A 15,280-nucleotide genomic window follows, 5' to 3' on the forward strand; every position below is an offset into this window, starting at 1 on the left:
CTTTTTCACCCCGCGCCCGTCAGGGGCGAAGCGGCTTGTTGTGACGATCACCGGTTTCCCGACGCTCGCGTTTGTAGCGGCCCTTGAAAACGGGGTGTCCTGTCTGGCCACCCCGTGTACTGCACCGGCCCGCAGCGGGGCCGAATCGTCATCCGTCAGGCGTTGGTCTTCATGGCCGACGGAGACAGTTTGGTCGCGATTGCAATCAGCGCCAGCGTCAGCAGCATCAGCAGCGTGCTGATCGCGTTCACTTCCGGCGTCACGGCAATCTTGATCATCGAGTAGATCTGCAGCGGCAGCGTCGAGGCACCGACCCCGGCTACAAAGAAGGTGATGACGAAGTCGTCGATCGACAGCGTGAACGCCATCAGCGCACCGGCGATGATGCCGGGCAGGATCTGCGGCAGCGTGATCAGCCGGAACGCCTGCCACGGCGACGCGCCGAGGTCGCGTGCAGCTTCGACCAGGCTGTCATCCATGCCCTGCATCCGCGCCCGCACCACGATGGCGACAAAGCCGATGCTGAACGCCACGTGGGCAATGATGATCGACACCAGGCCCAGTGTCATGTTGATCAGCACGAAGAAGATCAGCAGCGACACGCCAGTCAGCAGCTCGGGAATCGCAATCGGCGTCAGCACCAGGAACGGCAGCAGCCGCAACCTGAAGCGATGCATGGCGATGCCGGCCAGCGTGCCGAAAATGGTGGCGAAGAAGCTCGACACCAGACCGATCATCAGCGAGTTGCCGGCCGCCTTCAGCATGGCCGCGTCCTCGAGCAGCATCACGTACCACTTGGTAGTGAAGCCGACCCACTCCGCATTGAGCTTGGAGTCGTTGAACGAATACACGACCACGATCACCAGTGGCAGGTACAGGAACAGGTAGGCCGCGAACGCCGCGCCCCACAGCCATAGCGATTGCTTTCTAGCCATGTTTCTTCTTTCCTCCGCGCGCCACCGCCATGCCCAGCCCGGCGATGACCAGCACGCCGACCGTCAGCATGATCGACAGCACCGAACCGAATGGCCAGTCACGCGTTTCCAGGAACTGCTGCTTGATCAGGTTGCCGATCATGATGCCTTCGGTACCGCCAATGATGTCCGGAATGGCAAACATGCCGAGCGCCGGAATGAACACCAGCGCCCCGCCGGCATACACGCCGGGCAGGCTCAGCGGCCAGGTGATGCGCCAGAAGCGCTGCCAGGCCGACGCCCCCAGATCCTGCGCCGCATCGAGCAGCGCCATGTCGTGCTTTTCCAGATTCGCGTACAGCGGCAGCACCATGAACGGCAGGTGCACGTAGACCAGGCAGAGGATCACCGCGAACGGCGTGAACAGCAGCGACACCGGTCCGGCGCCGAATACTGCCAGCACGGCATTGATCGCCTTGGTGAACGCCGACGACGGGCCAAGGATGATCATCCACGCATAGATGCGGATCAGGAAATTCGACCAGAACGGCAGGATCACCAGCAGCAGCAGCAGGTCGCGGTATTTCTTCGAACTGCGGGCGATCAGCCACGACAGCGGATAACCGATCACCACGCATGCCACGGTGGTCACGGCAGCGTACAGCGCCGATTTCAGGAACAGCTCCAGATACAGCGGTTCCTCGAACAGCCGGCTGAAGTTGTCCAGCGTGAAGAAGTCGTGCCAGTTGTCGCGGTTGATCAGCACGGTGGTCACACCGGCGTCGTCCGTGCTCCACAGCGGATACAGCCCGCCGTAGTCGCCCGGCCAGCGGAATGCCGCCAGCGCCATGATCACCGACGGGACCAGGAAGAACACGACCAGATAGACGAGCGGCGGCCAGCTGAGCAGCCACTTGCCCAGATTCCTTTTAACCCAGTTCATTGCTTACTCCGCCAGGAAGCTGCCGGCGTCGTAACGCCAGGTGATCTCGACCGGATCGTCGTCATCAAACAGTTTGGCCAGGCCGGGTGCCGAGTTCGGCAGCATGGCCTCGATCTTCACGCCATCCCCGACCTCGACGATGTAGATGGTCACGTCGCCAAGATACAGGCAGTCATGCACGCGGCCCTTGAAGTGCGCTTCGCCATCGACGCCGCCCGGCAGTTCGCGGTCGAGCTTGATCTTTTCCGGGCGCATCGAGAACCAGCCCTTCTGGCCGACGGTCAGACCGTCGCGGGCCAGGGCCTTCATTTCCCCGCAGCCGTTGATGGCGATGGTCATGGTGCCATCACCGTGCAGGGCGACGATCTCGCTGGCCAGCACGTTGCACTGACCGATAAAGTCGGCCACGAAGCGGTTGTTCGGGTACGAATAGATGGTTTCCGGGATGTCGAGCTGTTCGACCTTGCCGGCGTTCATCACCGCGATCCGGTGCGACAGCGCCAGCGCCTCGCCCTGATCGTGGGTCACGTAGACGAAGGTCACGCCGACTTCCTTCTGCAGGTCGATCAGTTCGATCTGCATCTGCTCGCGCAGCTTGGCGTCCAGTGCGGACAGCGGCTCGTCGAGCAGCAGCAGGCGCGGACGGTCGACCAGGGCACGGGCGATCGCCACGCGCTGACGCTGGCCACCGGACAGCTCGTGCGGGAAACGGGCGCCAAACTGGGTCAGGCGCACGTCCTCCAGCAGTTCGTCGACCTGGGCCTGCAGCTTGTCGGCCGGCCACTTGGCCATCTTGAGCGGAAAGGCGATGTTGTCGCGCACCGTCATGTGCGGAAACAGCGCATAACTCTGGAACACGGTATGCACCGGGCGCTTTTCCGGCGGCACGGTCGACACATCCTGGCCGTCGAGCAGGATCTGCCCGGCATCGGGTTGTTCAAAGCCCGCGAGCATCCTCAGCAAGGTGGTCTTGCCACATCCCGACGGACCCAGCAGCGTGAAGAATTCGCCCGCTTCCACCGAGATGCTGACGCCATTGACTGCAGTAAAGTCGCCAAACCGTTTGACGACGTTGCGGATCTCAAGCAGAGCCATGTTTTCCCCCGCCCAAAAAGGTCGAAATTGTAGGCAAAAACCCCCGCGGATGAAACCGCAAATTTATTGCAATTCCATTGATTTACACTTTATTTTCCCATTACCCCATGGATTCGCACATTTTTCCTGCCGCGACACCCTGCCGGACGACGCCAGAGCACGAATCGCAGGCCGGAAATGCACGGCGTGCTCAGCCCTTTTCGTACAGCGGCCGGCCCGCCTCGATCCAGCCACCGGCCTGGCGCATGGTCAGCCGGTACAGTGCACAGTTGTGCTCGCCCAGCCGCTCCAGGTCCGCGCGCGCCATCCGCTCGAACGCCGCACGGTCCTGCGCCGGCACCGCCACCTCGTCCACCGCCTGCGACAGCGCAACGCGGTCGCGCACCACCCTGCGCACGACCTCGCCGGCCTGCTCGCGGTACCCGGCCCGGAACGGGTCCGGCTGGCCGATGGCAGCCATCAGGGCCGCATACTTGCGAATCGAACGACGATAACTGCGGGTGAACAGCTCGCCAGCGGCGGACGGGTCCTGCTGCTCGCGGATCGCCACCATCGCCTGCGCGTAGTCATGCGGGGCCACGTCCAGAAACGCCTGCGGCGCACAGTTGCACAGCATCAGCGGGATATTGGCGGCCAGCCGGCTGGTACGCTCGTTGCCATCCTCGAACGGCAGCAGATAGGCCAGCGACACCCAGAGGAAAAAGGCGGCTTCCACCGGGTTGCGGGTACGCCGCGCCTTTTCCAGGATCTGCTCGAACATCTCGCCGAGCAGCAGCGGCGCATGCGACGGAATGTACACGCTATCGCCGATGCAGATCACTTTCTCGCGAATCGTGCCGAGCCCGTCCTCGTCGGCCAGCAGCCCCTGCATCAGTACCGCGTGCAGATTGCGCACCACCAGCGTGGTCATGCCGTAGCGCGGGACGCTGTCGACCAGGAACTCGATGGCCGCCTTGTGGTTGAGCAGCATGATCGTGTCGCGATCCAGCACGTCGGGCCGGACCGCCCGGAACAGCGCCTCCGTGGCCGGCAGCGTGTGCCGACCGCCATCGAGCCGGGATGACGAGCAGGACAGATCGGTCAGCAGCGGACCGAGCACGGCGCTGGCATAGGTGCCGGCCGGCTGCCGCCCCGTCAGTCTCGCCTCGTCGTACAGGGTGCCGGCCAGGCTTTCCGGCAGCAGGAAGGTCTGGTTAGGCTGGTAGTCGTCGATAAAGCGCCGCTGGAAGGCGACCGGAGCGTGCGCACCGGGCGATGCCGGCAGGCGGTAGCGGGTCGCCGCAGTCCGCCCGTGCCGTTCGACCAGGCCCTCGTCGACCAGGCGGTCGAGATAGCGGCGAACCGTCGCGGCGGATGCGCCGACCTGGAAAACGATTTCCCGGGGCGTGACATCGGGATGGCCTGCCGACGCCAACTGGTGCAGCAGACCGAGGATCGTGTTACGGAGATGGGCCTTGGCCATTATTCACTCGAAAATGATGCAAAACCGGCGCGACCCCCATCCTAAACCAGAAAGCATGAAAAACAAAAAATTGCTGCAAACCTGAGCGAAAATTGAGCGCAGATTGCCGCAACAGGAAAAGTGCCGGGCGGCGACATGACGCTGCCCGGCCGGTCCGGTGGCTCAGCCGTCCCACTCGCCGGTGGTAAAGAAGCGCTGATAGCGCTCGACCCACGGCGCAATGTCGATCCCCTGCGCGGCCAGCCAGTCCTGATTGAAATAGCTGTCCAGATAGCGTTCGCCGGAGTCGCAGATCAGCGTCACGATCGCGCCTTCACGTCCGTTGCGGTGCATCCCGGCCGCCAGTTCGCAGACGCCGAACAGGTTGGTGCCGGTCGACCCGCCGCATTTGCGCCCGAGCACCGACTCGAGAAAATGGATGGCACCGTAGCTGGCCGCATTGCGCACCTGGATCACCCGGTCGACGACTTCGGGAATGAACGATGGCTCGACGCGCGGCCGGCCAATCCCCTCCACCCCAGAGCCGCCTTCGCAGGTCAGGTGGTCGTCGCCGGTGTAGTAGCTGTCGTAGAACACCGAATTTTCCGGGTCGACCACACAGATCTGCGTCGAACACTTCTGGTAGCGCACATAGCGGCCAAAGGTCGCCGAGGTGCCACCGGTACCGGCGCCACAGACGATCCAGTCCGGCACCGGGTGCGGCTCCAGCGCCATCTGATGGAAGATGGTGTCGGCGATATTGTTGTTGCCGCGCCAGTCAGTAGCGCGTTCGGCATAGGTGAACTGGTCCATGTAGTGGCCGTTCAGTTCCTGTGCCAGCTGGCGCGAGACGGCGTAGATCGACTTCGGATCGTCGACCAGATGGCAGCGCCCCCCCTGAAACTCGATCGCCCGCACTTTCTCCGGCGAGGTGCCGCGCGGCATCACGGCAATGAACGGCAGGCCGAGCAGCCGGGCGAAATACGCCTCGGAAACTGCCGTCGAACCGCTCGACGCCTCGATGATGGTCGTACCTTCGCGCACCCAGCCATTGCACAGCCCGTACAGGAACAGTGAGCGCGCCAGCCGGTGCTTCAGGCTGCCGGTCGGGTGGGTCGACTCGTCCTTGAAATACAGGTGGATGCCCGGCAGCGCCGGAATGGCGAGCGGAATCAGGTGCGTATCGGACGAACGGTTGAAATCCGCTTCGATCTTCGACAGCGCGGCATTGACCCAGGCGTTCATGATTCAGCGTTCTCTTATATTTCAAAAAACGCTATTCTAATACCCGCCAACGCAATTGGTAGTAATGAATGCACGCCGTTTGTCCGACGTCGTGCCGGCCGCCGGCCGCTGGCGGTCAGCCATAAAAAACGGCGCAGGAATGCGCCGGAAAGGACAACACGAGAGGAACCGAATATTCGGTTGGCGGACCGGCGCAAGGCCGGTCCAGGGCGGTGTTTGGCGAGCATTGCGAACAGGTCCGGCAGCCCACCGTCCCTGTCCTGTCGCCGGCACCGCCGTTGAATCAGAACTTCATGCCAACGCCGAGGCCGAACACCCACGGGTTGATGTCCAGGGTGCCGAGCTTGACGCCATTGATCGCGCCGCTGGTGCCACGCACGTCGGTGCTGATCCACAGCTTCTTCACGTCGACGTTGATGAACACATTCTTGGCGATCGGGAAGTCGGCACCAACTTGCAGTGCACCACCCCAGCTGTTGCGGTCCACGTCAACGCGGCCCACTTCGGTGTTCAGGCCGACATTGTAGAAGCGGGTGTAGTTCACACCGGCGCCCACGTACGGACGGAACACATCGTGTTGCGGCATGAAGTGCCATTGCAGGGTCAGGGTCGGCGGCAGCACGCTGACCTTGCCGATATCGCCGCTACCACCACCAAGGGCGGTACGGTTGGCCGAAACCTTGTGACGCGACGTACCCAGGATCAGTTCGGCGCCGATGTTGTTGGTGATCATGTAGGTGAAGTCGAGTTCCGGGACGGTTGCGTCCTTGACATCGGCATCAAGCGGGTTGCTCAGCAGCCCGGAGGTGCTGACGTCCGGGTTCACATTGATCGCACGGAAACGGGCAATGATGTCGCCCGCATCGGCCATCGCCACCACCGGCGCGAACGCCGCCCCCACCAAAAGCGCAATCGCCAGTTTTTTCATGGCTTTATCTCCAGGATAAGTCTGCAAAAAAAGAAGTGTCGTGCCGTCGCAAAACGGCTTTTTTCTTAATATTCGCGCAATCTACCCCATGGTTTTCAAAACGGAAACATCCCATGCGCACATCATGGTCCTGATCTGCGATTGTTCTGATCCCAGTCAAATACAATTCTGTTTTCCGGCGCTCCGCCTGCCGATTTCTGCCTTCGCCGGATGTGGCTGGATAAGGCGTGAATTGACACACCCGTGCCCGAACGCCTAGCCTCCCGCGCATTCCGGAACGACACCATTCTCATATAAGGTTCGGCATGCAATACCGTGATCTGCGCGACTTCATCGCCACGCTGGAACAGCGCGGCGAACTCAGGCGCATCAGCCACCCGGTCTCTCCGCGACTGGAAATGACCGAAATCTGCGACCGCACCCTGAAAGCCGCCGGGCCGGCGCTGCTGTTTGAACAGCCGACGCATGACGGCCGGCGTTACGACTTCCCGGTACTTGGCAACCTGTTCGGCACGCCGCAGCGGGTGGCGCTGGGCATGGGCGCGGACAATGTGCTGGCGCTGCGCGAGATCGGCAAACTGCTGGCGATGCTGAAGGAGCCGGAACCGCCGAAGGGGCTGCGCGATGCGTGGGACAAGTTCCCGCTGTACCGGAAGGTGCTCGACATGGCACCGAAGCAGATCCGCCATGCGCCCTGCCAGCAGATTGTGGAAGAAGCCGGCGACGTCGATCTCGGCCGCCTGCCGATCTGGCACTGCTGGCCCGGCGATGTCGCTCCCCTGGTGACCTGGGGCCTGACCGTCACCCGCGGCCCGCACAAGAAGCGGCAAAATCTCGGCATCTACCGCCAGCAGGTCATCGGCCGGAACCAGTTGATCATGCGCTGGCTCGCCCACCGCGGCGGCGCACTGGATTTCCGCGACTGGCGCCGGGTGAATCCGGGCCAGCCGTATCCGGTCTCGGTCGTGCTTGGCTGTGATCCGGCAACCATCCTCGGTGCGGTCACGCCGGTGCCGGACACGCTGTCGGAATACCAGTTCGCCGGCCTGCTGCGCGGCGCACGCACCGAGCTGACCACTTGCATCGGCAATGACCTGTCGGTACCGGCCTATGCCGAGCTGGTGCTGGAAGGCGCGCTGACCCCGGCCGAACCCGGCCATGCCGGTGTCAGCGAGCACGGCATTCCGGTCAAGGAAATCGACGGCTATCTGCATGCGCTGGAAGGCCCGTACGGCGACCATACCGGTTACTACAACGAGCAGGACTGGTTCCCGGTCTTTACCGTCGACCGTATCACCCGGCGCGAGAACGCGCTGTACCACAGTACCTATACCGGCAAGCCGATCGACGAGCCGGCCGTGCTCGGCGTGGCGCTGAACGAAGTGTTCGTGCCGATCCTGCAGAAGCAGTTCCCGGAAATCGTCGACTTCTACCTGCCGCCGGAAGGCTGCAGCTACCGGATGGCGGTGGTATCGATCAACAAGCAGTATGCCGGCCATGCCAAGCGGGTGATGATGGGCTGCTGGAGCTTCCTGCGCCAGTTCATGTACACCAAGTTCATTATCGTGGTCGACGACGACGTGAACACCCGCGACTGGAACGAAGTGATCTGGGCCATCACCACCCGCATGGACCCGGTCCGCGACACGGTGCTGGTCGACAATACGCCAATCGACTATCTGGACTTCGCCAGCCCGGTTTCCGGCCTGGGGGGCAAGATGGGACTGGACGCGACCAACAAGTGGCCGGGCGAAACCGCGCGCGAATGGGGCACGCCGATCGTCATGGATGCGGCGGTCAAGGCACGGGTCGACGCCATGTGGCGCGACCTCGGCCTCTGAGCTACAGCATCAGCCGCGCCCCCGAGTGCGGATTGTGCTTTTTCATCGCCGGCACCATCGCTGCCAGGTCCAGGCCAACGGCAGCGCCGGCGGCCTGCGCCCGCTCGGTCAGCGCATCGAAGCGCAATGCATTGCCGGAAAGGCCACCCAGCGCGAAGGCGACGATATTGCCGTGCGTTTCTGCCGGCAGCGTCAGCACCTTGCCGTCGAACGCCAGCCGCATCGCCTCGACATGCTCGTGGAAGCGCGGATGGCGGCTCCACAGGTTCACCGCCAGCACCCCGCCTTCGCGCAGCGCCATGCGGCAATCGTGCAGGAACGGCTCCGCCACCATGGCGGTAATGATGTTGCGACCATCGAAGGCATCGATAACGATGACGTCGAATGCCTGTGTCTGCCGGCTGACATAGTCGATGCCGTCGTCCACCACCACCTGCATGCGCTCGTCGTCCGGCAATGCGAACTGCGAGCGGCACAGTGCCACCACCTGCGGATTGATCTCGACCGCGACGTTCTCCGCCCGCGGCAGCCTGGCATGGCAGAAACGCGGCAGCGAGCCGCCGCCGAGCCCGACATGCAGGATGCGGCGCGGATCGGGCTGGAACAGCAGGAATGCCATGGTCGCCCGGGTATAGGCCAGCACCAGATCGCACGGGTCCTTGACCCGCATGGCCGACTGCATGGTGTCGGAGCCGAGATACATCGCCCGGATGCCGTCGGCCTCGCTGACCATCACCTCGGCCAGGTCCGCCTGCGCGGGGCGCGCCTTGCGCCGCCGCAACGCCAGGAAATCACTCACCACAGCCCCCGGCAACGCGCGTATCGAGAATATTGATGACCGGCCGGCGCACGGTGGCCGGCGCCGCCTCCTCGTCATCGAACACCGGAGCGGTCGGATCGCTGAAGGTTTCGCTGTCGAACGCGGTGTCACCGCCCTCGTCCGGCAGGGCTGCGCCGACACACAGGCCGGCGAAATCGTACAGCCGGGTATCGGCCAGATGCGAGGGCACCACATTGCGCAGGCTGCGGAACATGTTCTCGATCCGGCCGGGGAAGCGACGGTCCCAGTCGTTGATCATGTCGCGGATCACCTGCCGCTGCAGGTTCGGCTGCGAGCCGCACAGATTGCACGGGATGATCGGGAACGCCTTCTGCTCGGCGTAGCGGATCAGGTCCTTCTCGCGGCAGTAGGCGAGCGGGCGGATGACGATATGCCGGCGGTCGTCGGAAATCAGCTTCGGCGGCATCGCCTTCAGCTTGCTGCCGTAGAACATGTTCAGGAACAGCGTGTGGACAATATCGTCGCGGTGATGGCCGAGGGCGATCTTGGTCGCGCCCAGCTCGTCGGCCACCCGGTACAGGATGCCGCGCCGCAACCGCGAACACAGACTGCAGGTGGTCTTGCCTTCCGGCACCAGTCGCTTGACGATGCTGTAAGTGTCTTCCTCGATGATGCGATACTCGACCCCGAGCGATGCCAGATAGCGCGGCAGCACGTCTTCGGGGAAGCCCGGCTGCTTCTGGTCGAGGTTGACCGCCACCAGCGAGAAATCGATCGGCGCGGACTTCTGCAGCCCGAGCAGGATGTCGAGCAGCGCGTAGCTGTCCTTGCCGCCGGACAGACAGACCATGACACGGTCGCCCGGTTCGATCATATTGAAGTCGTTGATTGCGTCGCCGACTTCGTGCCGCAGCCGTTTAGCGAGTTTGAGCGCGTTGCGCCCGGCTTTCTGCGCCGGCGTGTCCGCCGCGGAGAGTGAGGTATCAGTCATGTCCAGCCACCAGCAAATTCAGCGAATTGCGCGATTTTACCGTGAAACCGCTGGTCGCGCCGGACCGTTCCCCTTGACGTCGACGACGGCTGCGCGCCTAATTTCGGGTATCATCGAATAATTACTCTAATTTTCTCCTTGCCAAGAAGACCTATGACCGAGACCCCGTTATCCCCGTTGGTACTGAAAAGCCATTCGCTCAAGCCCGTTGTCCAGGGGGGCATGGGGGTGGGTATTTCCGCCCACAGGCTGGCCGGTACCGTGGCGCGGGAGGGTGCGGTCGGCACCATCGCCAGTGTCGACCTGCGTCACCTGCACGAGGACCTGGTCGAGGAATCGAAGCATGCGACCGGTACCGAGGACTATGACCGTCTGAACCTGATTGCGCTCGACCGCGAGATCAAGCAGGCGCTGACCCTGGCCGACGGCAACGGCATGGTATCGGTCAACGTGATGAAGGCGGTCGACGCCCACGCCAAATACGTGCGCCAGGCGTGCGAGTCCGGCGCCCAGGCGATCACCATGGGCGCAGGGTTGCCGCTGGACCTGCCTGACATGACCGCCAACCACCCGGACGTCGCCCTGCTGCCGATTCTCAGCGAATCGCGCGGCATCGGCATCGTGCTCAAGCGCTGGATGAAGAAGAACCGCCTGCCCGACGCCATCGTCATCGAGCACCCGGGCCACGCCGGCGGTCACCTCGGCGCCGCCCGCAAGGAAGACGTCAACGACGCCCGCTTCGATTTCGCCCGCGTGCTGGAAGAAACCTTCGAAGTGTTCAAGAGCCTCGGCCTGGAACGGGAAAAAGTCCCGCTGATCGTCGCCGGCGGCATCAACAGCTTCGAGAAGGTCAAGCACTACCTCGGCCTCGGCGCCAGCGGCGTCCAGGTCGGCACCGCCTTCGCCGTCACCACCGAGGGCGATGCGCACGACAATTTCAAGAGCGTGCTGGCCGGTGCCAAGAAGGAAGACATTGTCGAATTCATGAGCGTGGCCGGCCTGCCGGCACGCGGCGTGATGACGCCGTTCCTGAAAAGCTACCTGAAGCGCGAATCGACCCTGCAGGCCAATGCCAAGGCCGATCCGGCCCGCTGCACCCAGGCACTGAACTGCCTGTCGGTGTGCGGCCTGCGTGACGGCCTGTCCAAGGTCGGCCAGTTCTGCATCGACCTGAAGCTGGCCGCCGCCTACCGCGGTGAAGTCAGCAAGGGCCTGTTCTTCCGCGGCTCGGAAGCGCTGCCGTTCGACAGTGCAATCCGCTCGGTCAAGGAGCTGCTCGACTACCTGACCACCGGCCTGCGTCCGGCAGACCTGCCGCAGCGGGCCTGAGCGCCAGATACCGGGGGGGGGCTGGCGCACGTTGAGAGTGGCTTCCGGCCTGGCTCCGGCCCCTGCCGTCCCCGCTGCAGCAAAGAGAGCTTGCTGACGCTTGCCCATGCCTGGCCGCAAGATTTGCGGACGGTCGGAAAGACGCCCCTGGCGTCTTTTTTCATGCCCGCGCCCATGGATTCCCCCTCCCCGCGATGGCGGCGGAACGGTACACTTTCGGCATGGAATTCCTAAGCTGTGATCCGTCGACCGGCGAAACGGTCTACACCCGCCCCGGCTGGTCTGTCGACCGGCTGCAACAGGCGATATCCCGACTCCGGCAACACCAGCACGCCTGGCGCGGCCGGCCGATTGACGAGCGCGTCGCGCGCATCCGCCGGCTCGGCGAACTGATCGAGGCCAATGTCGACCGGCTGGCGCCGGTGATCACGCTCGAAGTCGGCAAGCTGATCCACGAGGCGCGTGCCGAGCTGGAAAAGACCGCCCGCCTGTGCCACTACTACGCCGATCTGGCCCCGACCCTGCTGCAGCCGCAGACCATCCCGACCAGCGCCAGCCGCTCCGGCGTCAGCTTCGAGCCTCTGGGACTGGTATTCGCGGTCATGCCGTGGAACTACCCGGTCTGGCAGGCGCTGCGCTTCGCCGTGCCGGCGCTGGCCGCCGGCAACGGCTGCCTGCTGAAGCCGGCCCCGACCGTGCCACAGTCGACCGCGCTGCTGCTGGAGCTGATGCAGGAAGCCGGCATCCCGGTGTTCGATGTGGCATGGATCGATGTCGATGCGGTCGAGACCGCCATCGCCGGCTGCGATGCCGTCGCGTTCACCGGTTCGACCCGCACCGGCCGCCTGATCGCCAGCCTGGCCGGCAAACACATCAAGAAGACCGTGCTGGAACTGGGCGGCAGCAACCCGGTGCTGATCCTGCGCGATGCCGATCTGGCCACGGCCGCCCAGGAATGCGCAATGAGCCGCTTCCGCGATGCCGGCCAGTCGTGCAATGCCGCCAAGCGCCTGATCGTGGTGCCGGAAATCGCCGACGACTTCCTGCAGGCGTTCATGGCCGAAGTCACCCGGCTGACGCCGGGTGACCCGCGACTGCCCGGCACCACGCTGGCCCCGCTGCACCGCGCCGATCTGCGCGCCCAGCTGCATGACCAGATCACCGATGCCTGCCGGCACGGCGCCCGCTGCCTGAGCGGGGGACAACTGCCTGACGGCCCCGGTTTCTACTATCCGGCCACGGTGCTGGACCACGTCAGCCCGGCCTGCCGCATCTATCATGAAGAAGCGTTCGGCCCTGCCGCCAGCATCCTGCGCGCCGAGAACGAAGCCGATGCGGTCCGGCTGGCCAACGATACCCCGTTCGGCCTTGGTGCCGCCGTCTATAGTCAGGATCTGCCCCGAGCCGAACGACTGGCACGCGATATCGAGGCTGGCAGCGTGTTCATCAACCGCCATACCAGCTCCGACCTGCGCCTGCCCTTTGGCGGCGTCAAGGCGTCCGGCTACGGGCGGGAGCTGTCCGAGTTCGGGCTGTATGAATTCGTCAATGTAAAGACATTCTGGCAACGATGAGCACTCTGACTCGCGCGGCCGATATCGTCGGCGCCGCCCATCTGCTGACCGACACGGCCGATACCGCCGCCTATACCACCGACTGGCGCCAGCGCTTCCATGGCCGGCCACTGGCAGTCGCCCTGCCCGCCACCACCGGGCAGGTCGCCGCCCTGGTGCAGCTGAGTCGCGACACCGGCACGCCGCTGGTGCCGCAGGGCGGCAATACCGGTACCGTCGGCGGCGCAACGCCGGATGCCAGCGGCCGGGCCCTGGTCATCGCACTGCGGCGCATGAACGCCATCCGCGCCGTCGACCGCGACAACGCGACCGTGACTGCCGAGGCCGGCTGCACGCTGGCCGAGGTCCAGGCCGCCGCCGCCGGACACGGCCTGCTGTATCCGCTGAGCCTCGCCAGCGAGGGCAGCTGCCAGATTGGTGGCAATCTTGCAGCCAATGCCGGCGGCCTGGCCGTGCTGCGCTACGGCAACACCCGCGAGCTGACGCTCGGTATCGAGGCGGTACTGCCTGACGGCCAGGTCATTCATGCCCTGAAGGGGCTGCGCAAGAACAACAGCGGCTTTGACGCCAAACAGCTGTTTATCGGCACAGAAGGCATTTTCGGCATCATCACCGCAGCCACACTGAAGCTGTATCCGCAACCGAATGCCCGTGCGACCGCACTGGTCGGTATCGACTCCCCGGCAGCGGCCGTTGCCCTGCTGCACGAACTGCATGATCGCTTCGGCGACCGCCTGACCACCTTCGAGCTGATTTCCGGCCAGTGCCTGAGCCTGGTCGCCCACCATGTTCCGGAAGTGCGGCTGCCGTTCGATTGCGCCTGGTCAGTGCTGTTCGAACTGTCCGACGGCGGCGAGCAGGCCGCGCTCGACGCACAACTGTTCGACTGGCTCGATGGCCGCGACGCCTTTGTCGATGCCGTGCTGGCGCAAAGCGGGCGGGAGCGGCGCGAACTGTGGCGGCTGCGCGAGGAGATTTCCGAAGCACAGCGGCGCGATGGCCCAAGCATCAAGCACGATATCGCCGTGCCGGTTTCGGCAATCCCCGCCTTTCTCGACAGTTGCGGCCGGCAGCTGGAAACGGCTTTCCCCGGCTGCCGCATCGTCACCTTCGGCCACCTCGGCGACGGCAATCTGCACTACAACATCAGCCACACCCGACCAGGCAACACCGCGCTGTTCGACGACGAGCAGCGCGTGAACGAAATCGTCTTCTCGTGTGCCTATGCATTCGACGGTACGCTGTCGGCCGAACACGGCGTCGGCCAGTTGCGCCGGCACTGGCTGGCCCGCTTCCACGACCCGGCCTCAATGAGCCTGATGCGCACGCTGAAAACCGCGCTCGACCCAGCCGGCCTGATGAACCCCGGGAAACTGCTATGAACATGTTGCGCTGGCCCTACCCGCACCTGATCGCCCATCGTGGCGGCGGGCGCTTCGCGCCGGAAAACACCGCCGCCGCCCTGCTGGCCGGCTCGGTGTTCGGCTACCGGATGGCGGAATTCGACGTCAAGCTCAGCAGCGACAATATCGCTTTCCTGCTGCACGACGATACGCTGGACCGCACCACCAACAGTTGCGGCCCGGCGGCAGACTGGCGCTGGGCCGAGCTGGCCACCCTTGATGCCGGCAGCGGTTTCGATCCCCGCTTTGCCGACGAGCCGCTGCCGACGCTGGCCGATGCCGCGCGCATCTGCCTTGAGCACGGCATCCACGCCAATGTCGAGATCAAGCCCTGCCCCGGCCGCGAAGTGCAGACCGGCAAGCTGGTCGCCCAGGAATGCCTGCGCCGCTGGGGACGCGCCACCATCCCGCCGCTGCTGTCGTCATTCTCGGCTGACGCACTGTCAGCCGCGCGCGAGGCCGCGCCACCGCTGAACTATGCCTGGCTGATCGAGGACACGCTGCCGTCCGACTGGCTCACCACTGCGCAACAGCTCGGCGTGATCGCACTGGACATCGACCACACCCTGGTCGATGCCGACCTTGTCACAGCCATCCACGACGCCGGGCTGGCCCTGATGTGCTGGACCGTGGACGACCCGGCGCGGGCCGCCAGCCTGTTCCGGCTGGGCGTGGACGCCATCTGCACCGATGCGCTGGATGCACTGCAGCCCTGAGAGGGCATCGCCATTCCCTCCGAAAGCAAGAGCGCTGCCCGGCCAAAACCGGACAGGCTTGATATGCTGTTCATTTCAC

13 protein-coding genes are annotated in these 15,280 nt (G+C 64.4%); 5 read left to right on the forward strand and 8 right to left on the reverse strand.

Features of this window, described 5'->3' with window-relative positions; all coding sequences use genetic code 11:
- Positions 1-155: 155 nt before the first annotated feature.
- The 6 genes from Q352_RS0102335 to Q352_RS0102360 form a co-directional block, all read right to left on the reverse strand.
- Positions 156-935 (reverse strand): ABC transporter permease, encoded by a 780-nt coding sequence (locus tag Q352_RS0102335; RefSeq protein ID WP_051528625.1) that lies wholly within the window; start codon positions 933-935, stop codon positions 156-158.
- A complete protein-coding gene (locus tag Q352_RS0102340; protein WP_028497946.1) occupies positions 928-1,857 on the reverse strand; it encodes an ABC transporter permease in 930 nt (309 codons plus the stop codon). The genes Q352_RS0102335 and Q352_RS0102340 overlap by 8 nt, the downstream gene beginning before the upstream one ends.
- 3 nt (positions 1,858-1,860) lie before the next feature.
- Complete coding sequence (locus Q352_RS0102345) at positions 1,861-2,952, reverse strand: ABC transporter ATP-binding protein (RefSeq protein WP_036385064.1); 1,092 nt, start codon at positions 2,950-2,952, stop codon at positions 1,861-1,863.
- A 190-nt stretch (positions 2,953-3,142) separates the two neighbouring features.
- On the reverse strand, positions 3,143-4,414 hold the full coding sequence (locus Q352_RS0102350) for a Fic family protein (RefSeq protein ID WP_036385066.1): 1,272 nt from the start codon (positions 4,412-4,414) through the stop codon (positions 3,143-3,145).
- A 162-nt stretch (positions 4,415-4,576) separates the two neighbouring features.
- A complete protein-coding gene (locus Q352_RS0102355; protein ID WP_028497949.1) occupies positions 4,577-5,638 on the reverse strand; it encodes a PLP-dependent cysteine synthase family protein in 1,062 nt (353 codons plus the stop codon).
- 283 nt (positions 5,639-5,921) lie between these two features.
- Positions 5,922-6,566: an OmpW/AlkL family protein gene (locus Q352_RS0102360; protein ID WP_028497950.1), complete on the reverse strand. Its 645-nt coding sequence runs from the start codon at positions 6,564-6,566 to the stop codon at positions 5,922-5,924.
- Between the two features lie 305 nt (positions 6,567-6,871).
- On the opposite strand from Q352_RS0102360, the gene ubiD reads away from it, so the two are divergent.
- Complete coding sequence (gene ubiD, locus Q352_RS0102365; RefSeq protein WP_028497951.1) at positions 6,872-8,407, forward strand: 4-hydroxy-3-polyprenylbenzoate decarboxylase; 1,536 nt, start codon at positions 6,872-6,874, stop codon at positions 8,405-8,407.
- Between the two features lies 1 nt (position 8,408).
- Here ubiD and Q352_RS0102370 read toward each other — a convergent pair whose 3' ends face one another.
- Positions 8,409-9,206 (reverse strand): polyamine aminopropyltransferase, encoded by a 798-nt coding sequence (locus tag Q352_RS0102370; RefSeq protein WP_051528626.1) that lies wholly within the window; start codon positions 9,204-9,206, stop codon positions 8,409-8,411.
- Positions 9,199-10,179 carry a tRNA 2-thiocytidine(32) synthetase TtcA gene (ttcA, locus tag Q352_RS0102375; RefSeq protein ID WP_036385069.1) on the reverse strand — a complete coding sequence of 327 codons (981 nt, stop codon included), beginning with the start codon at positions 10,177-10,179 and terminating at the stop codon, positions 9,199-9,201. Before ttcA ends, Q352_RS0102370 begins: the two co-directional genes overlap by 8 nt.
- Before the next feature lie 153 nt (positions 10,180-10,332).
- Between ttcA and Q352_RS0102380 the strand changes: the two genes are divergently transcribed.
- The 4 genes from Q352_RS0102380 to ugpQ all read left to right on the forward strand — a co-directional run bounded on the left by Q352_RS0102380 (position 10,333) and on the right by ugpQ (position 15,201).
- Positions 10,333-11,508: an NAD(P)H-dependent flavin oxidoreductase gene (locus tag Q352_RS0102380; RefSeq protein WP_028497954.1), complete on the forward strand. Its 1,176-nt coding sequence runs from the start codon at positions 10,333-10,335 to the stop codon at positions 11,506-11,508.
- 221 nt (positions 11,509-11,729) lie between these two features.
- Positions 11,730-13,082 carry an NAD-dependent succinate-semialdehyde dehydrogenase gene (locus Q352_RS0102385; RefSeq protein ID WP_028497955.1) on the forward strand — a complete coding sequence of 451 codons (1,353 nt, stop codon included), beginning with the start codon at positions 11,730-11,732 and terminating at the stop codon, positions 13,080-13,082.
- Positions 13,079-14,464, forward strand: coding sequence for an FAD-binding oxidoreductase (locus tag Q352_RS0102390; protein ID WP_028497956.1), 1,386 nt, complete (start codon positions 13,079-13,081; stop codon positions 14,462-14,464). Before Q352_RS0102385 ends, Q352_RS0102390 begins: the two co-directional genes overlap by 4 nt.
- Positions 14,461-15,201 (forward strand): glycerophosphodiester phosphodiesterase, encoded by a 741-nt coding sequence (ugpQ, locus tag Q352_RS0102395; RefSeq protein ID WP_028497957.1) that lies wholly within the window; start codon positions 14,461-14,463, stop codon positions 15,199-15,201. Before Q352_RS0102390 ends, ugpQ begins: the two co-directional genes overlap by 4 nt.
- Positions 15,202-15,280 lie beyond the last annotated feature (79 nt).

Origin of the sequence: Microvirgula aerodenitrificans DSM 15089 (genome assembly GCF_000620105.1) — a bacterium.
Taxonomy (GTDB): domain Bacteria; phylum Pseudomonadota; class Gammaproteobacteria; order Burkholderiales; family Aquaspirillaceae; genus Microvirgula; species Microvirgula aerodenitrificans.